The sequence below is a fragment of the Hymenobacter norwichensis DSM 15439 genome (assembly GCF_000420705.1).
Taxonomy (GTDB): domain Bacteria; phylum Bacteroidota; class Bacteroidia; order Cytophagales; family Hymenobacteraceae; genus Hymenobacter; species Hymenobacter norwichensis.
This window is the reverse complement of record NZ_ATVL01000007.1, coordinates 746,678-765,394: the sequence shown is the minus strand read 5'-3', so window position 1 is coordinate 765,394 and position 18,717 is coordinate 746,678. Positions and strand designations below refer to the sequence as shown.

Annotated in this window: 13 protein-coding genes; 8 read left to right on the top strand and 5 right to left on the bottom strand. The window is 56.6% G+C overall.

What is annotated here, in order from left to right:
* Window positions 1-76: 76 nt before the first annotated feature.
* From G536_RS0109425 to G536_RS30505, 6 genes are all read left to right on the top strand, one after another.
* The gene (locus G536_RS0109425) at window positions 77-2,044 is read left to right on the top strand and encodes a RagB/SusD family nutrient uptake outer membrane protein (RefSeq protein ID WP_022823344.1); all 1,968 of its coding nucleotides are present in this window, start codon (window positions 77-79) and stop codon (window positions 2,042-2,044) included.
* Between the two features lie 415 nt (window positions 2,045-2,459).
* Window positions 2,460-3,233 (top strand): slipin family protein, encoded by a 774-nt coding sequence (locus G536_RS0109420; RefSeq protein WP_022823343.1) that lies wholly within the window; start codon window positions 2,460-2,462, stop codon window positions 3,231-3,233.
* Window positions 3,234-3,587: 354 nt separating this feature from the next.
* Window positions 3,588-4,958, top strand: coding sequence for an aspartate kinase (locus G536_RS27145; RefSeq protein ID WP_022823341.1), 1,371 nt, complete (start codon window positions 3,588-3,590; stop codon window positions 4,956-4,958).
* A gap of 177 nt (window positions 4,959-5,135) precedes the next feature.
* The gene (gene lysA / locus G536_RS0109405; protein WP_022823340.1) at window positions 5,136-6,284 is read left to right on the top strand and encodes a diaminopimelate decarboxylase; all 1,149 of its coding nucleotides are present in this window, start codon (window positions 5,136-5,138) and stop codon (window positions 6,282-6,284) included.
* A 148-nt stretch (window positions 6,285-6,432) separates the two neighbouring features.
* The gene (locus G536_RS0109400) at window positions 6,433-7,923 is read left to right on the top strand and encodes an SDR family oxidoreductase (protein ID WP_022823339.1); all 1,491 of its coding nucleotides are present in this window, start codon (window positions 6,433-6,435) and stop codon (window positions 7,921-7,923) included.
* Window positions 7,924-8,443: 520 nt separating this feature from the next.
* Window positions 8,444-10,273 carry a prolipoprotein diacylglyceryl transferase family protein gene (locus G536_RS30505; RefSeq protein ID WP_022823338.1) on the top strand — a complete coding sequence of 610 codons (1,830 nt, stop codon included), beginning with the start codon at window positions 8,444-8,446 and terminating at the stop codon, window positions 10,271-10,273.
* Here G536_RS30505 and G536_RS31380 read toward each other — a convergent pair.
* From G536_RS31380 to G536_RS0109385, 3 genes are read right to left on the bottom strand one after another with little or no spacing between them, the layout of a single operon-like run.
* On the bottom strand, window positions 10,175-10,507 hold the full coding sequence (locus tag G536_RS31380) for a DUF2905 domain-containing protein (RefSeq protein WP_084708549.1): 333 nt from the start codon (window positions 10,505-10,507) through the stop codon (window positions 10,175-10,177). The two genes, G536_RS30505 and G536_RS31380, sit on opposite strands and share 99 nt — an antisense overlap.
* Before the next feature lie 19 nt (window positions 10,508-10,526).
* Window positions 10,527-10,793: a hypothetical protein gene (locus G536_RS0109390; protein WP_157530525.1), complete on the bottom strand. Its 267-nt coding sequence runs from the start codon at window positions 10,791-10,793 to the stop codon at window positions 10,527-10,529.
* Between the two features lie 28 nt (window positions 10,794-10,821).
* On the bottom strand, window positions 10,822-13,368 hold the full coding sequence (locus tag G536_RS0109385) for a type IA DNA topoisomerase (protein WP_022823336.1): 2,547 nt from the start codon (window positions 13,366-13,368) through the stop codon (window positions 10,822-10,824).
* Window positions 13,369-14,530: 1,162 nt separating this feature from the next.
* On the opposite strand from G536_RS0109385, the gene G536_RS32490 reads away from it, so the two are divergent.
* A complete protein-coding gene (locus tag G536_RS32490) occupies window positions 14,531-15,046 on the top strand; it encodes a T9SS type A sorting domain-containing protein (protein ID WP_169515074.1) in 516 nt (171 codons plus the stop codon).
* Window positions 15,047-15,234: 188 nt separating this feature from the next.
* Here G536_RS32490 and G536_RS0109375 read toward each other — a convergent pair whose 3' ends face one another.
* Complete coding sequence (locus G536_RS0109375; protein ID WP_022823334.1) at window positions 15,235-16,749, bottom strand: peroxidase family protein; 1,515 nt, start codon at window positions 16,747-16,749, stop codon at window positions 15,235-15,237.
* Between the two features lie 303 nt (window positions 16,750-17,052).
* On the opposite strand from G536_RS0109375, the gene G536_RS0109370 reads away from it, so the two are divergent.
* Window positions 17,053-18,147 carry an NAD(P)-dependent alcohol dehydrogenase gene (locus G536_RS0109370; protein WP_022823333.1) on the top strand — a complete coding sequence of 365 codons (1,095 nt, stop codon included), beginning with the start codon at window positions 17,053-17,055 and terminating at the stop codon, window positions 18,145-18,147.
* A 72-nt stretch (window positions 18,148-18,219) separates the two neighbouring features.
* Here G536_RS0109370 and G536_RS27135 read toward each other — a convergent pair whose 3' ends face one another.
* Window positions 18,220-18,588 carry a hypothetical protein gene (locus tag G536_RS27135; RefSeq protein ID WP_022823332.1) on the bottom strand — a complete coding sequence of 123 codons (369 nt, stop codon included), beginning with the start codon at window positions 18,586-18,588 and terminating at the stop codon, window positions 18,220-18,222.
* Window positions 18,589-18,717: the final 129 nt, after the last annotated feature.

Below are 18,717 nucleotides of genomic sequence, written 5' to 3'. Positions count from 1 at the left end.
GAACAACCACCCACTATCCTACCAATCAATAATCGACGATTCAACACTCAACTCCCATCAATCAACAATACTTATCATGAAATTCAACCGTACCATACGCATTGCCACCCTTACCGTCCTGATGGGATTGGGGCTGGGCTCCTGCAAAGATTTCCTGGAAGAAGAGCTGGTTTCCACGCTCACCAACGACTACTTCAACACTGAGCAGGGCCTGGAAGACCTGGTGAAAGCCAGCTACGAGCAAACCCGTTACAAATTCGCCAATGAGCACTCTTATGCCATGTTCAACTTTGGCGTAGATGAGATGACCAGCGCTGACCAAATCAACTACGAGTGGTGGAACCGCTACGACAACCGCCTGAACTCGTCGGATTTGTTTGTGGGCGAGGTTTGGACGGCCAACTACGACGGCATCAACCGCTGCAACATTGGCATCTCTCGGATTCCCGGCATACAGGGCACTACCACGCTCCGCACCGACGCGCAGAAAACCCAGCGTCTGGCTGAACTTCGCTTCCTGCGGGCCTACTATTACTTTCAGCTGGTCCAGCAGTACGGCGCTATTCCGCTGTTGCTGCAACCCACCGAAGGCGTGCAGTTGGAGTTCACCCGCGAATCGGTGCCGAACGTGTACAGTGCCATCATCAAGGACCTGCGGTTTGCTTCGGATAACCTGGCTCCAACCACCACCGAGTTCGGCCGGGCTACCAAGAATGCAGCCATGCACTACTTGGCGAAGGTATACCTGACCCGCGGCAGCGCCGTTACCGACGTGCGCGGCCAGAAGCCCACCGATATGGACAGCGCGGCCTACTATGCCGACCAGGTGATTACCTCGGGTCGCAACCCACTGGCTACCAACTATGCGGACTTGTTCGACGTTGCAAATTCGCCGACTACTCCTTTCGCCTATAACTTTCTCCCAACCTACGCCAGCAGCGTAGCGGCTCAAACCAACCGCGAAATCTTGTTTTCGTCGCAGTTCGTCAACGTGCCCGCGCTGTCGGGCCGCTTCGGCAACCGGGTGCACTCTTACTTCACGTTGTCGTACGACGGCGAGCCGGGCATGATTCGGGACCTGCTCAACGACCGGCCCTTCCGCCGCGTGATGCCGACCAACTATGCCATGGACATCTTCGACCGGCGCAACGATTCGCGCTTCTATAAGATGATGAAAACGGCGTGGATTGCCAACAACACCAGTGCCACCAGTTACCCCCGCTGGACCGCCGCCGACGCCCCCACTCCGGCGCAGGTAGGCCAGCCTAAGTTTGCCCTCGGCGACACGGCGTTCTACGTTATTGTGAACACGCGCAACAACCCAGTGCCGCAAGCCCAGATTGACCGCTCGCGCTACAAGATTTTCGCCCGCTTTGTGCGCAACGCGGCCGGCAACGTGGTAGCCGGTGCCTACGACCCATCGGGCACGCTGGCGTTGCGCAACAAGTTTCCGCAGCTCATCAAGTACACCGACCCATACCGCCCCAGTGCCGCCGATGAAGCTGGCACCAAAGACGGCATCCTAGCCCGCTCCGCTGAAACGTACCTGATTGGCGCAGAAGCCTACGGCCGCAAAGGCAATTATACCAAGGCCCTGGAATACATCAATGCGCTACGGCAGCGCGCGGCTTACAAAGCCGGCGAGGTGAAACCCTCGGTGAACTGGCGCATTGAAGGCGGTACCCGCGGCGACGTGGCAACGACGTACCCCGCTCTGACGGCTACGCTGACCAATTTCACCACCAACGACGCCCGGGAGCTATACCCAGCTTCCGTTACCACTACCGAGCAGCGCTTCATTCACTTCATCCTGAATGAACGCACCCGCGAACTATTGGGTGAGTTGCACCGCTGGGAGGACCTGACCCGCACCGAGACGCTGTTGCTACGTGCGCCTTTGTTTAACGCCGATGCTGCCCCAGTAGCCAACGCGCCGAAGTTCAAGCTGCGCCCAATTCCACAGAGCCACTTGGAGCGTATCTTCCGTAACGGCCGTCCGCTCACCAACGAGGAGCGCATTGCCGAGCAGAACCCTGGCTACTAAACTGGATTCAGAGCCAGAAACTAGCCTCAGCTAAAAACAGCAAAGGGAGTAAGCCGTATTGGCTTGCTCCCTTTGCTGTTTTTCGTGCTATTATAACCATTGTAGAGACGCAACACTTGGCTACTCCGATCTTCAGTTCACGTCTCGGCATCGCGCTGCCGGGGCTCCTACCCTACCAAAACGGTAAGCTACCCTAACCGAAATGGTAGGGCAACAACGGGCGCTACAAAGCTTTACCAAGAGTGTTCAACCACTTATTAGCTTCATAAAAGCGCTTTTAAGAGTAATAGACCAGCTTCTACAAAGCAAATACAACTTGGGTGAGCAAGATTAAGCCAAGCCGGCACCGGGTTTGTGGCGGAAGATGATAGCGCCAGTTCATTGACGCCAGCGTTTCACCTTCACTTCTTTTCCTATGTCATTGCTCTCTATTGTACTGCTAGTCGTTGTTTTCCTGCTACTTGGCCTGCGCATTTCCCAAGAGTACGAGCGGGCCATTGTGTTCCGGTTGGGCCGGTACACCGGCACGCGCGGGCCGGGGCTGTACTGGATTATTCCCTTCATCGAGCGGCGCGTCACCATTGACATGCGCACCAAAACCGTAGACCTGGAACAGCAGGAAACCATTACCAAAGACAGTGTAACCATTAAGGTAAATGCGGTGCTCTGGTTCCGGGTACTCGACCCGGCGGCGGCCATCATCAAAGTGGCCAACTACAACCAAGCCGTGTACCAACTGGCCGTGACGGCACTGCGCAACATCATCGGGCAGCACCAACTGGATGAAGTGCTGCGGGGCCGCCAGCAAATCAACGCGTCGTTGCTGCAACTCGTGGATGCCGCTACCGAGCCCTGGGGCGTGAAGATTGAACTGGTGGAAATCAAGGACGTGGAAATTCCCGAATCCATGCAGCGGGCTATGGCGCGCGAGGCAGAAGCGGTGCGCGAAAAACGGGCCCGCATCATCAAGGCCGAAGCCGAACTGGAAGCCAGCATCAAGCTCACCCAAGGGGCCCAGCAGATGGAAGCCAGCCCGATGGCCCTGGAGCTACGCCGGATGCAGATGATTTCCGAAATCGGCATCGACAACAGCACCACCACCGTCGTCCTGATTCCGTCGGAGTTCAGCCACGCCGCCAAGGGCCTGGCCACTATGGCGGCTGCCATACCCTCGGCGCCGGCGCAGTAAACACTGCACTTCAGCTGCCAACACAGCCACGCGCGGCAAAGCAAGCCCGCCGCCGAGCTGGCACAAGATTTCTGCGGGGTATGCAGGCAAAATGAGAATTATGTTTTTACTTGCAGCCGCAGAACCACTTATGCGTGGCTTGCTTGCCTCTATGCTGTTTGCTTCACCTGTTTTCAATGCGCTACCGCTGCCTGTTTCCAAGGCAGCCAGCATGTGCGTGATGGTGAAGAAATGCAAGAAACGGATTCCGGCCTGACCGTCGTAGCTGTTCTCTGCACCTTCGTTTGCTGAACTCTCCGCGCCGGTCCTAATAGGGCCGGCGCTTTTTTTGTTTCTCTATTCCCTTTTTTCAGTATGAAAGTTCTCAAGTTTGGCGGTACGTCAGTGGGGTCGGCGCAACGAATGCGTGAGGTAGCCGAGTTGGTTGATATACCTGGCCAGCGGCGGGTAGTGGTGTTATCGGCCATGAGTGGCACCACCAATACACTGGTGGCTATTGCGCAGCTGCTCTACGCCGGCGACCTAGCCGCCGCCACGGCGCGCATCGAAATCATGCGCCAGGATTACCATATGGTAGCCCGCGAGCTACTACCTGAACCTGCCGTAGCGGCAGCAGCCATCAGGCACCTGGACACCATTTTTCGGGCCCAGTTCGACCTTACGCGCCAGCCGCTTTCCGCTTCCGGCGAGCGGGTAATTCTGGCGCAAGGCGAGCTGTTGAGCACCTACCTGTTTCACCAATACGTCACGGGTATTTTGGGCCGCGAAGCCGTGCTACTGCCTGCGTTGGACTTCATGCGCCTCGACCACGACGATGAGCCCGACGCCGCCTACATTCGGGAGCACCTAGCTGCCACGCTGGCACCGCACGCCAACCAGCAGCTATTTATCACGCAGGGCTATATCTGCCGCAATACGCAGGGCCACATCGATAACCTCAAGCGCGGCGGCTCCGACTACTCGGCTTCATTGATTGGAGCAGCTTTGTCGGCCGAGGAAATTCAGATCTGGACCGATATCGACGGGTTGCACAACAACGACCCGCGCATTGTGCCCAACACGTATCCGCTGCGCGAATTGTCGTTTGACGAGGCTGCCGAGCTGGCGTATTTCGGGGCGAAGATTCTGCACCCTAGCTCAGTGCTGCCGGCCCGCCAGCACGGCATTCCGGTGCGGCTACTCAACACCATGCAGCCGGAAGCGCCTGGCACCCTTATTTCCAGCAAAACCGGTGAGGAAGCCATCAAGGCCGTAGCAGCTAAAGACGGTATTACGGCCATCAATGTAAAATCGAGCCGGATGCTGCTGGCACACGGCTTCCTGCGCAGCTTATTCGAGATATTCGAGCGGTACCGCACTTCCATCGACATGATTACCACCTCGGAAGTAGCCGTTTCGCTCACTATTGACGACGCCAGCCGCTTGCCCCAGATTCTAGAGGAGTTACGCCGCTTCGGTACTGTGGAAGTAGACAACCACCAAACCATTATTTGCCTGGTGGGCAACCTGGGACAGGCCAACCACGGCGCGGCGCATCGGGCGTTTAAGGCGCTCCAAAACATTCCGTTGCGTATGATTTCCTACGGCGGCTCCCCCAACAACATCAGCATCCTGGTGAATTCTGCCGATAAAGTGCAGGCGTTGCAGGCGCTGAATGCAGGGCTGTTTCAGCGGCCAGCTACTTCCCTCAACTCTTCTTTTAAAGAAGAGGAACTAGCTTTCTAGTAGTAGATTTGCTTGCGTTTGAAAACCGGGTTTTCAAACCTATTCCTTCAACTTCCCGATTACCAGCCATTCGCTGCTCTTTCCGGGTCCGGAGGTACAACCACCAGCCAATTTCAAGGCCGGTTACTGGCTCCTCCACCCGAAAACAGCCTCTGTACGAGTGCGTTTTAACTGCTCATGTCCTTTCAGCTTTCTTCCGCGCTGCACGCGCAGCCAACTCCTTTTTACCACTACGACCTAACCCTGCTCGACCGCACGCTCACGGCCTTGCAGCAGGCCGCCAAGCCCCGCAATTTTCAGGTACACTATGCCTTGAAGGCCAACGCCAACCTGCCCGTTCTGGAGCGCATTCGCAACGCGGGCCTGGGCGCCGACTGCGTGAGCGGTGGCGAAGTGCAACGGGCGTTGGAAGCTGGTTTCGCGCCGGGTCACATTGTGTTTGCGGGCGTGGGCAAGTCGGATGCGGAAATCAACTTGGCGCTGGCCGCCGATATTTGGTGCTTCAATGCCGAATCGGCGGCGGAGTTGGCGGTGCTGGATGCTCTGGCCGGAGCGCAGGGCCGCACGGCGCGAGTGGCATTGCGCGTGAACCCCAACGTGGATGCCTATACGCACCCGCATATCACCACCGGACTGGCCGCCAACAAGTTCGGCATCAGCCTGACCGATCTGCCGGCTGTGGTAGCACAATTCGCGTCGTGGCCCAACCTAGAGTTGGTAGGTTTGCACGCGCATATCGGCTCTCAGATCACCAACCTGACGGTGTTTGCCAAGCTCAGTGAGCGACTCAATGAGTTGCAAACTGTCCTCACCGACCAGGGCCACCACCTCCCCCACCTCAACGTGGGCGGCGGCTTAGGCATCAGCTACGAGCAACCCGACGAGCAGTCCATTCCCGATTTCGAGGGCTATTTCTCGATGTTTGAAAAGCACCTGGTGCGGCGGCCAGGCCAGCAGGTGCATGTAGAGCTGGGCCGGGCCGTGGTGGCGCAGGCAGGGACGCTCATCAGCCGGGTGCTCTACGTCAAGCAAAGCCAGGAAACCAATTTCGCCATTCTCGATGCAGGCATGACCGAGCTGATGCGCCCGGCCCTCTACGGTAGCTACCACCATATCCAAAACCTAACCAGCACCGGCCCCGAGCAGCTCTACGACGTAGTAGGCCCCATCTGCGAGTCGTCGGACACGTTTCGCAAAGGCGTGCAGCTCCCCACCACTCAGCGCGGCGACTTGGTAGCCATCCGGTCAGCGGGCGCGTACGGCGAGGTGATGTCATCGGGGTACAACCTGCGCGAAAAAGCCGCAGCGGTGTACACTGAGGAGTAACACGGAAGTAACTTTGCCGCACGAATAGCTGGAAGCTCCTGACGTCGATGGTCGTTGGGAGCTTTTGGTTTTTAGTGGATTACCAGCTTTTCACGCAACTCAACGGCGGCGCTTCGGTTAAAGAGAATCTACCTCCTAACTGTCCGCTATGAAAATCCTACTCACTGGTGCTAATGGGTATATCGGCCAGCGCCTGCTGCCGCTGCTGGTAGAAGCCGGCCACGAGGTCGTGTGTTTGGTGCGCGACCCGCGCCGGTTTGAGTTGCCGGAGCGCCTACGCAGCCGCGTAACCGTAGCCGAGGGCGACCTGCTGAAACCCGACTCGCTGCGTGAGCTGCCTACCGACATCGAAGCTGCCTACTATCTGGTGCATTCCATGAGCGGTAGCAACAAGAACTTCTACCACTCCGAGCAGCAGTCGGCGCGGCACTTCGCGCATTACTTGGATACTACCACGGCCCGGCAGGTTATCTACCTCTCCGGCATTGCCAACGACCACGACCTGAGCACCCACCTTCGTTCCCGGTTGGGGGTGGAGCAGGAATTAAGTAAGTGCAAAGCGGCCTTCACCGTGCTGCGGGCCAGTATTATTATTGGCTCGGGGTCGGCGTCGTTCGAGATTATCCGGGACCTAGTGGAAAAGCTGCCGGTAATGGTGACGCCGCGCTGGCTGAACTCCCGCTGCCAGCCCATTGGTATCCGTGACGTGATGCATTACCTAACAAACGTGTTGGGCAACGAAGCTTGCTTCAACAAGTCGTTCGACATTGGCGGGCCCGACGTGCTGACCTACCGTGAAATGCTGCTAGGGCTGGCCGAGGTGCGTGGCTACCGGCGCTATATCGTGACGGTGCCCGTGCTTACGCCGCGGCTGTCATCATGGTGGCTGTTTTTGGTTACGCGCACCACCTTTTCGCTGGCCCAAAGCTTGGTGGAAAGCTTGCGCAACGACACTGTATCGGACCCAGCCCGCAGCATTGGGCAAGTGTTGCCGCACGAGTGCATGAGCTACCGTGCCGCCGTGGAGCTAGCATTTCAGCGCATCGAGCAGAACGAGGTAGTGAGCAGCTGGAGCGACGCGCTAAGCAGCGGCGTGATGCCCCGCAACTACATGGACCACATTCAGATACCACAGCACGGCCTGCTCACCGACCGCCAAACCCTGCGCTTCACCCGGCCCCCACAGGAGGTGCTGCAAAACGTGTGGAGCATTGGTGGCGAGCGGGGCTGGTACAAAGTGGATTGGCTGTGGCGGGTGCGCGGCCTCCTCGACAAAGTAGTGGGTGGCGTGGGGTTGCGCCGGGGCCGCCGCTCCCCCACCAGCCTGCGCGCCGGCGACCCGCTGGATTTCTGGCGCGTGCTGGTAGCCGACCGCAAAAGCTGCCGCCTGCTGCTCTACGCCGAAATGAAGCTGCCTGGCGAAGCTTGGCTGCAATTCCGCATTCTGCCCAACGACGACGGCTCGCACACGCTGGAACAGCTGGCGGCTTTCCGCCCGCGAGGTTTGGCGGGCCGGCTGTACTGGTACTCACTGGTACCGTTTCACTTCGTCATCTTCAAAGGCATGATTGAAAACATCGTGCAGTACGGCGAAGACGCTCCGCTGCCCCATCCACCGTTGGCAGCACCGGCTAGCTAAAACTCTTTCAAGCGGCTCGTTCGAAGGTGGTCTGTCTGTCGCAGTAGGCCGTCAACCGCTTAAACCTAATGAAGATTTACGTTGGCAGAAGTAATTGCAAGTATACACCTGCAAGACGATTATCTATTGCCATTATATAAATTTAAAAGTCTCTATATATAAGGTATATCTATTTGATTTTCAAATTACTAACACAATGCATCAGCTATATTTAGAGTCTGAATATATCAGCTTTTAGCCTCGTTTACAGAAACGAATTTCTGTAATTCAACCCATGGTTCAGCGCAATTGGATTTTCAAGATTCATAGCAGCTGAGTCTGCCTTCAACCCACATTGCATTAGGTTATTGCTGCTATCCATTTACTTTCTATTCACTTAGTAATACAGTGTAGTATAATGGTGCTTTTATACTTGGCCGCCTTTCGAAATCTATAGCTCGAAAGGCGGCCTTTTCATTGCCGCTGCTTTTATACCCGCGCGCTGGTTTTCGTTTTTCGCTCCTCCTTTCCATCTACTGCTATGCCCCTATCTGCTACGCTGCTACTGCCTTCGCCCGAGGGACACGCTTATTCTTATTATACCACCTGCTATGTAGCGGCTTTCGGGGTACAGCTGGCCCTGCTGCTGCGGGCAGGCTATAAGCGTGGCTATCCGCTTCAAACGTGGTTGGTGTTAGTAGCTGCCAGCACCCTAGCGTTTATTGTAGGCACTAAGCTGCTAGCTCTGCCCGCCGATGCTTGGCCTGCTTTGCTGCAACACGGCACCTGGCCCGCCACTACGGCCCGATCAGTACTGGGCGGCGGCCTAGGGTTTGGCATGGTGCTGTTGTTGCTACGCCGATGGCTAGGCTTCGGCTGGCACGTGGCCGATGCCTTTGCTATGCCGTTCTGCGCTGGTTTGGTGGTGCAATGTGTGGGCTGTCTACTGACCGGCTGCTGCTTCGGGGAGGTTACTGATGGTAGTTGGGGAATTACTTATGCGGCGGGATCTATTCCTTACATTTTTCAACAGCAGCAGGGCTTGTTGGAAATGGGAGCTGCCCACTCCCTGGCCTTGCACCCCACTCAGCTCTATACGCTGGTGCTGTGCGCCGGCACCGGGCTAGTACTATGGCTGACGCGCCACCGCCACTGGCCGGCTGGCAGTTGGGCTTTGCTGCAAGCCGGTTTGCTGGTACTGGGGCGGCTGGTTATCGAATTCTGGCGTGAGCCGGCCGGTGAGCCAGTTGGCGCAGAGTTTATCACGCTGGGCGGCATCCGGATGATGCAGTTGCAGTGGTTACTGCTGCCGTACGCCACTTTTTTACTGGCCGTGTGGGGCCTTTTCGTGTACCACGCGCGTACCGTAAAGCTCACCCCAGAAGTGCCACCCCGCAACCAGCCTGTGCGCAACCTGCTGGTTGTGGTGCTACTGCTGGTTTGCACGCTACTATTGCCAGCAGGGGCACTCACGCTGCCAGAAGTGGTGGTAATGAAGGCAGTACTACTGGTGGTAGTGCTTCTGGCTACTGCTACGGTATTACAAGGGGCTATTGCTACGCGACGAGCCGGGCTGCCCTTGGCTGCGGCGGCCGTAGTGTTGCTATTCACCAACCAGGTACCCGCTGATTCTGCCCGAACAGAGTTAGAAATTGGCTTGGGCGCAGGTAGCGGAGCCTTTTATGAAGATGTCTCGACCAGCGGCTGCTCTTCGCCCTACAGTCGGGAAACATTCGACCACCGCTACTCTTTACGTGGTGGCTCCATAGAACTTCACCGCTACCGACCCGAAAATCGTTTGACTACCTATGGCCTAGGCATTTGGCAAGGCCAGGACCGTATTGCGTACCAGGACCTTGATCCTGAAGACGGCACTGTTATATTCCAGGCTGCTAGTAAGAAGTCCCTATTAGACATCAACCCGTACATAGCTTCTCATTCGCGGCTACGCCCTGGGCGGGTAGGTTTTGGGTTTCGCGTAGGTCTGCACTTAGGAAGGCTTGCCCGCTATGGCGAGAAACTTGACAAATGGGAAGACTTCAGCAACGCCAATGTTGAATTAGGCACCTGGGTAGGTCTGCGTGAAATCATATACCTACAAGGTGATATTAACCGTGGAATGTTAGGGTTAGGCAATTTTACCAGTCGCGTAGGCTTAGGTTCTGGTTTAGGCCGCCCAGATGGTAGTTCTATTCTAGCCGGTATGGCCTTCAGCCGTCATCATCCTAGCTACGGTATGGGCTTTGTTGAAGCTAATATCCGATTGGGAAATTCAGGCTTTATGCTCTACCCCTATGGCGCTACCAACTTCGATGGGCACCACCAAGTGAATATGCGCGTTGGCTATAGAATTCCTTTGAAAAAGCAATAAGGCATGTTCGCTCAGTCGGCGCCACAGCCATAGTATCGCGCTCAGCAATAAACTCACAAGTAGCATCGACACGAGGGGCGCGTACAGCCGGAAGCCGGGCCGTTCAATGCGGATATCGCCGGGCAAGCGGCCGAACCAGCTCAGCCACGCACCGCTACCAAGCCACACGAACGCACCGAAAGCAGCTACGGCCAAGCCCATTAGGACAAGTATTTTACCAAGCTGAGGAGACATAACTACGAGAGTGAAGCCTTTACCACTTCACTACTAGTAGCGTACCAATAACTACTAGCACCAGAAAAACGCCAAAAGCCAGCCATTCTTCACGCTTTCTGAAATCCTGCGGGTACGAACGACGAATCCGCGCTTGTCCCCCAATGGCAATAAAAAGCCCCACTACAAAAAGCGGAAACATCACCTGCATGGATACATGCCCCCGCGTAAACAAATACAAGACTAGTAGCACTGGCAAACCCATGCAATAGGCAGCGAGGCGCGGCAGAAAAGTAGATTGGTTCATATAGTGGTGAATCTAACAAAGATATACATCAGCCTTGCCCGAACACCGGCTCGATGCGGCCTTCTGGGTTGATTTGCAGCACCGCCTCATAGCGCTGTCCTGATTTGGCCGACACGAACCCACGAATAACGCCGGTTTTGCCTTTGCGCAGCAGTTGGTTCATTTGGGTGTCGCTCAAGGTTTTACCGCCCCACTCGAAGGGCACCCGGAACTGGCAGTCTTCGCGGAAACGGGAGCAACCGTAGGCAGCTTTGCCTTTGAGCATGGTGCCAAGCCGGCATACTGGGCACGGAATCTGGCCGGGGTCGGTAGGCGTGGTGGGTTTGCTCTCGGCGGCGCGCACCAGCTGCAAGGTCCGTTGCGGGGTGAGGCGGATGGCAGCGTCGAACTTCTGGCCAGCATCATCCACGAAGCCTTTGATAACCGGCGTACGGCCTTTGCCCAGCAGTGGCGCCAGCTGCTTGTCGGTGAGTTTTTTGCCCTCAAACTCAGTGGGCAGCCGAAACTGGCAGCCTTCGCGCCAGCGGGAACAGCCGAAGGCGGTTTTACCGCGCAGCACATGGCCGCTACCGCAAGCCGGGCAGGCACCAAGCGCCCCCGGAACAGCCGGCGTAAGCGCGGCTTTGGGCGGAGTGGCTTTAACGGCAGCGGCTTTCTTCTGACCGGTGAGGTCGGCTAGCTCAGTTTTGCTGACGGTGATGCCACGGCCCGAGCCGTCCTGCTTCACTTCCTGCACCATTTCGCGCACCAGTTGCTTCAGCTCATCCAGGAACAAACCCGCATCTAGGTTGCCGGACTCAATCTGCCGCAGCTTCCGCTCCCACTGCCCGGTCAGCTCCGCCGATTTAAGCGTGGGGTTGCGAATCAGGCCGATGAGTTCAACGCCAGTGGCGGTGGGCAGAATCTTCTTCTTTTCGCGGATGATGTAGCCGCGCTTGAACAACGTTTCGATGATGGCGGCGCGGGTACTGGGCCGTCCGATGCCGTTTTCCTTCATAGCCAGCCGCAGTTCGTCGTCGTCTACGTTGCGGCCAGCGGTTTCCATGCCGCGTAGCAGCATGGCCTCGGAGTATTCGCGGGGCGGCTGGGTTACTTTCTGGTCGAGGCGCGGCTTGTGGGGGCCGGTTTCGTCTTTCACGAAATTGGGTAGCACGGTGCTTACCACATCGTCTTCGCCCTCGCCAGCCGCTTTCGGGGCCGACGGGGCTTGCTGCTTTTCCGGGTCGCCGTACACCACGCGCCAGCCTGGATTCAGAATCTGGCGGCCCCGCACCCGGAACGGGTAGCCGCCGGTTTCGGCCGTAACAGTGGTGTTCGACACTTCGCAGTCGGGGTAAAACGCGGCCAGGAAGCGGCGCACGATGATGTCGTACACGCTTTGGTCGTGGCCGCTGAGGCTGCTGGCACTGGCGCCGGTCGGGATGATGGCGTGGTGGTCGGTGACTTTGTTGTTGTTGAATACCTTGGTGCTCTTGCGGATTTTAGCGGCCAGCAACGGCGCCGTGAGGCCCGCATAACCACTCAAGCCACGCAGAATATCCGGGATTTTGGGGTACTGGTCGTCGGGCAGAAACGTGGTGTCTACCCGCGGATAGCTTACCACTTTCTTCTCGTAGAGGCCCTGCACAATCTTGAGCGTATCCTCAGCCGACAGCCCTAGCTGGTTGTTGCACTGCACCTGCAACGAGGTCAGGTCAAACAACGAGGGCGGCGTTTCATAGCCTTTCTTGATTTCGACGCCGGTAACGGTCAGCGGCACGTCTTTCACGGCGGCCATAGCCACGTCGGCTTCTTCCTGGCTCACAAAGTAGCCACGGGCTTTCAGGCGAGCTTTTTCGTCGGGCTCATCGTCGTCGGCTTTGCCTTTCTTGGGCGGCGCAACGTGGCTGAACATGGTGCCGCGATACTCGGTGCGCAACACCCAATATGGCTCCGGCTTGAAGTTCTGAATTTCGTGGTACCGATCCACCAGCAAGGCGAGCGTGGGCGTTTGTACCCGGCCCAGGCTCAGCACTTGGCGCTGCCCGGCGGCGTATTTCAGCGTGAACAGCCGCGTAGCATTCAGCCCGAGCAGCCAGTCGCCGACGGCGCGGCTCTTGCCGGCCTGGTAGAGCTTGTCGAACTCGGCCCCGTCGCGCAGGTTGGCAAAGCCCTGGCGGATGGCTTCTTCAGTCAAAGATGAAATCCAGAGGCGCTTGAAGGGCTTGCGGTACTTGGCTTCCATTAGCACCCAGCGCTGAATTACTTCCCCTTCCTGCCCAGCGTCACCGCAGTTAATTACTTCCTCGGCATCAGCCAGCAGGTTTTTGATGACGTTGAACTGCCGCACCACGCCGTCGTCGCGGCGCATGAGCTTGATGCCAAAGGTTTCGGGCAGCATGGGCAGGTCGTGGATGCTCCAGCGCTTCCATTCGGGGCGGTAGTCCTCGGGCTCCCGGAGCTGGCAGAAGTGGCCGAACGTCCAGGTGACTTGGTAGCCGTTGCCTTCGTAGTAGCCATCCATGCGCCGGTTGGCGCCGAGGACAGTGGCAATTTCGCGGGCAACGCTGGGCTTTTCGGCAATGCAGACTTTCAAATCGGTGGTTCTCGCTGAGGTGGTATGGTTGCTGAGGTGGTCAGCAGGGAATCAACAAAGATAACAGGAGAAAAAGTCGGCTGATGTACATAGAAATTAGGCTGTTTGACCAGGGCAAAAAGAAACACAAAAAACGACTAGTGTATCACCTTAAGGCTATTGCTGCTTAAACCGCTTGTACTTGTCAACTATAATATTTTCTTGATTTGTTGATACTATATTAACCAATGCAACCCTTTGCCCCTGCTGCCGGTCATACCGACACAGGCCATACAGCAGTGGGTTAAGCAGTATACATCACCTTACTATATCCTTCTTCTTTCTTATGTCTAAAGTTTTCTCCTTCCTCTTGTTGCTTATCAGTAGCTTTCCGGCTCTAGCTCAATGGCAGCCCGTTAGCGACCCTGTGCCTGTAGGTAGTGTATTGCAAGGTTGCCAGCTCGATGCTATCAATGCGCAGACTGCGTGGTTTACCAATACATCTTACTCTACCCCGCTGCCAACGGTTCAGGTTTCACGCACTATTGATGGTGGCCAAACGTGGCAAAATAGTACGCCGGTAGCACCAGCTGCTGGCCGTTATACAAGCAGCATTCTAGAAGCTTACGATAGCCAGAATGCTTGGCTGATACTACAGCGCACCATTACAGTTGGCACTACACCCAACCTGGAGCTACACTACACTGCTGATGGGGGTGCAACCTGGAGCCGGCGCTCCTTGCCGACAGTATCTCCGCGGCAAAATATGATTCGTTTTTTCAGCCTTACAGAGGGTCTGCTACTCGACCAGGTAGCGGGCGCATTATATCGCACTACTGATGGGGGCCTAAGCTGGCAACTACAAACTACCACCCCTGCTCTATCAGCAGGTCAATCTTTATCGGGTATTCACGAAGCATCTGGCATACTTTGGGTTGATGTTTGCGACACACAAGCACATCCTATTGCGTTTTGGGCTAGTACCAACCGTGGCTTAACGTGGCGCAGTCAGTTGATACCAGTTGCACCAAGTGCGGTGGTATTTAGAGATGCGCAGCATGCCTTGCTCCCTACTCCTCAAAGAGGCCTACTAAGCAGCATTGATGGAGGCTTAACGTGGCAAAATGCCACGGCTCCTCCCTGCTGGCAGAACACCACGACTTCTGCTCTCCGATTAGGGCCGTTGACAGCCATACCAGGTACTCGTGCGTATATAGCAGGCGCTGAAAACTGGATTGGATTTACGAGAACCAATGGCTCAGCCGTTACATACGACGATGGCCAGACTTGGACAATACTAGAGAGCAACAATAGTTACCTGTCTATACAGTTCACTTCGCCCGACGCGGGCTGGCATATTCGCGCTTCCTTTGCTGCTCCCACTTGGTGGTATGAGTATGAAGGGATAGGCCGCTATGTGGGCCGCCCACTAGCAGCACGCGCAGCAAGCACACCGGTTGTTGCCGCCGATGTGTTTCCCAACCCCAGCCCCTCGGGCACTTTCACCGTGCAACTTCCCACTACGGCTGGCCCGATTAGCCACGTGCGCGTGCTCGACGCACTAGGTCGTAGCATATATCAAGCGGCGGCATTGCCCGCCGACAAACGCCTCGACCTGAGCCAGCAGTCCAAAGGCGTTTACTCACTAGAAGTACAGACCAGCACTGGCGTGGTACGGCGCAAACTGTTGGTAAAGTAAGTAGTAGTGAGGCAACCCAATCAGCCTGTAAAAGTGTTTATAGTGCCTTCATAGATAGCATAACCTGTTTTAGCGGAACTGGCCTGACGGATTTTGGGCCATCGTGCGCCAGCTAGCAAAAGTAGCATCCCACGACCGGCCCGACGTCCCAAAAGGCCGTTAGAGTAGTCGTGGGATGACGCTTGTCTTTATAGCTTGACGCTTACTTTCCCTTCGGCAATGCGAACCAAGTCAGCAATGGTGAAGTGCTTACCAGTGCGGTAAGGCTCCCAGCAGTCTAGGCAGGGCTTCCAGAACGGGTTTTGGGTGAGGAAGGAGCTATTGTCGCCTTCCAGCAGCCCCACAAATACCTCGGTAATGATGCGGCCCCCCACGTCGCCCAGGCGGATGCCCATGTGCTGCACTTCGGCCTCCTTGAGGATGTAGAACCAGAGCGGCGTGCTTTTCTCGAAGTTCACTTTATAGCCTTTCAAATCCTCGAACACGTCGTCTTCCAGCGGCTTCATGCGCATAGCATGGGCCACCCGTTGGCCCGAGGGGAGGCTGAACGTAAGCTGCCGCAGCAGATTGCGCGAAGCCAACGAAATGACGTCGCCGCCGGCGAAGCCCAACAGCTGGAACAGCGGCGACGACAGCTTGGTATCGATAAGCTTGTTGGGGCGGGTGCTACCGTCGCCGAGGTTGAAGAACGTATGCCAGTCGATGAAGCGGCGCGGGGCCCGTTTGCCGCCGCGCAGGTCGTTGGGGTCGGGGCTGTGGTGGTCGGCGTTGAAGTCGAAGATGGTGGCAAAAAACGGAGCTGGATTGGGGGCGCTGGTAATACCAAAATTGGCGCGGTAAGATGGCCGCACTTGGCTGTGCCCAAACCGGTATGCCGCCACCGAAAACTCCACCGGAATGTAGGGCGCGTTGTGCCAGTTGTAGAACTTGCGGCCATTGTTCAGCACGTCGTCTACCACCTGCTCGCCGCAGAGCTGAGGCAGAAACTCGTGCAGCAGCAGCCACTGATAATGCCAGCGCACTAGTTCCTGTGCTTCCCGAAACACTTCACTGGGGCCCTTACTCGGATATTTCACTCGCACGGCGTCTACCAGCACGTTGTGAAAGCGCAGAAACAGCAGGTGCAACTGCGATACTATCAGGTTTTCGTCGTTGCGCGGGTCGCCGAGCAGAGCTGTGTTCTGGGTGTTGCGCGGCAAGTCAAACTTCTCGATTCCGTCTTTCCCCTTTACGCCCAGCGGCTCAACCAGAAACTTGATGCCCTGCCCGTCGGAAGCGTCGTAGAGGTGGGGCGAGGCGCCGGGGCCGCTGCCGTACACGTTGTCGAGGGCCAGCGTGGGCGTGCGGAAATTCTCCACAAACTCCGGGTCAATCTGGCGCTCTAGGCTGGAAGTCGGGTCGAACGTAACGTCGTGGTCGATGAATTGACCAAGAAAGGTCATGCCGGCCGTCATGAAGGGAGCGTTGGGGTTGTTGACTTGCAGATCGGGGTTGGTGATAAGGTCAACTGGCGGCTTGGTCAGGTCATCTTTGGCATCCATGATACCACCCTTCTTACCGATGTCCTTGAGGGCCTCGCGCACCTTTGGGCTGTCCGGCGCGAAGGACGGTAGGTTGGCAAACATTCGCCCGAACTTCCCTTTGTCGTAGTAGCGGGAGGTGTACGGTACAATATCCTGGTAGAGCGCCCCGTGTCGTGTCATAACCTAATTATTTAGAGTGGTTATCAAATATTAAAAAGCCCTAATAAATAACCTACCCAGTCACATCTATATGTGATGCGCGGCCATACCACATCCGCCCCCTCCAACCCTATTATTGGCTGCCTCCAGAATATCAGACGCTGGCCGCTTCAGCAGTCATGTACCTACAACATTCTGCCATTCAGTTGTGCCCCACCAACTTCCGGCTGAATGCGGCCGTACCTCACACAGGCTCCACTGGCTTCAACCGGCTGTGGGCCACTCCGCCCTTTTCCACTTCCAAAACCAACCTGAGTTACCGCTATGTCAACTACCTCCCCCGACATCATCAAAACCAAAGCTTACGGTGCTACCAACTCGATTTTCAATGGCCTCAAACGCATGGAAATCGAGCGCCACCGCCCGCAGGCCGACGAAGTGCACATCGAAATCCTCTACACCGGCGTGTGCCACTCCGACCTGCACCAGGTGAAGAACGACTGGAAAAACACAGTGTACCCCTGCGTACCTGGCCACGAAATTGTGGGGCGGGTAATTGAAGTTGGAAGCACTGTGAGCAAGTTCAAAGTAGGCGACACGGTGGGCGTGGGCTGCATGGTAGACTCGTGCGGCCAGTGCAAGCCTTGCCAGCACGGCGAGGAAAACTACTGCCAAGGTCCGGTCAGTTGGACGGCCACCTACAACGGCCCCATGAAGCCCGACGGCAGCGGCGCCAATACTTTCGGGGGCTACTCCACCAACATCACCGTGAAGGAATCATTCGTGCTGCGCATTCCGGATAGCCTCGACATCAAGGCTGCCGCACCGATTCTGTGCGCGGGCATTACCACGTATTCGCCGCTCAAGCACTGGAACGTGAAGGAAGGCGACCGGGTAGGCATTGTGGGTCTGGGTGGGCTGGGCCACATGGGCGTAAAATTGGCCAAAGCCCTGGGCGCTACCGTCACGGTGATTACCACTTCCAAAGACAAGCGCGCTGATGCCGAAGCCATGGGCGCCCATGAAGTGCTCATTTCCACCGACTCAACGGCCATGAAGCAGCACGAAGCCTCGTTCGACTTCATCCTCAACACCATCCCCGACGCTTACGACATCACCGACTATGTGAACCTACTCGACCTCGACGGAACCATAGTAGCGGTAGGCTTGCTGGGAGAATACAAGAAGCCGCTCAACAACATGGAAATGGCCACGTACCGCCGCACGGTGGCCGGTTCAGTTATCGGAGGCATTGCCGAAACCCAGGAAGTGCTGGACTTCTGCGCTCAGCACAACATCTTGCCCGACGTGCAGATGATTAAGATGCAAGACATCAACAAAGCCTTCGACGACCTCATGGACAAGGAAGTGCGCTACCGCCACGTCATTGATATGCAGTCGTTGAAGGACGAAGCGTAAACTCATTAGCAGTAGACAAAAACGGCCCACCTGGTAGCAGGCGGGCCGTTTTTGTTTTCAAAAAATTGGGCGCTACACTTCGTCCGGCATTTCCTCGGGGCGCGACAGAGTGCCAGCCGCCAGGCCAAATGCTCCGAGTAGCAGGAAGGAATTGCGAGCCGCTTTATTGTCGGCGAAGCCGAACAACCACGGCGCACTGGCCGCCAGCACGCCCACGCCTATGTCGAGCAGCAGATGGGTTTTGAAGGGCAGCTTCTTGAAAGCGCCCCACTCGGCGCGGGTGAATAGGCTGGAGGTGAGAATGTTGCCGGCCAGTACGCGGGTGAGCGTAACGGCTGTTTTTTCATCTTCAAACCCAGCTAGTTTAGGCAGGGCCAAAGCTAGAGGAATGTAGCTGTAGTCGGTGAAGCCGTGTTGCTTACGGGAAATAGGCTGATTCATATGTGCAAACGTTCAGATGGTGGATAAAACAGGTACGCCAGGGATGCAAAAAGGGTATTGTGGAGGTTGTGAGCCGCTTGTATGACTTAAAATGCTTTATCTTTCGGTAAGCTCAGCTGTTATTGCTTT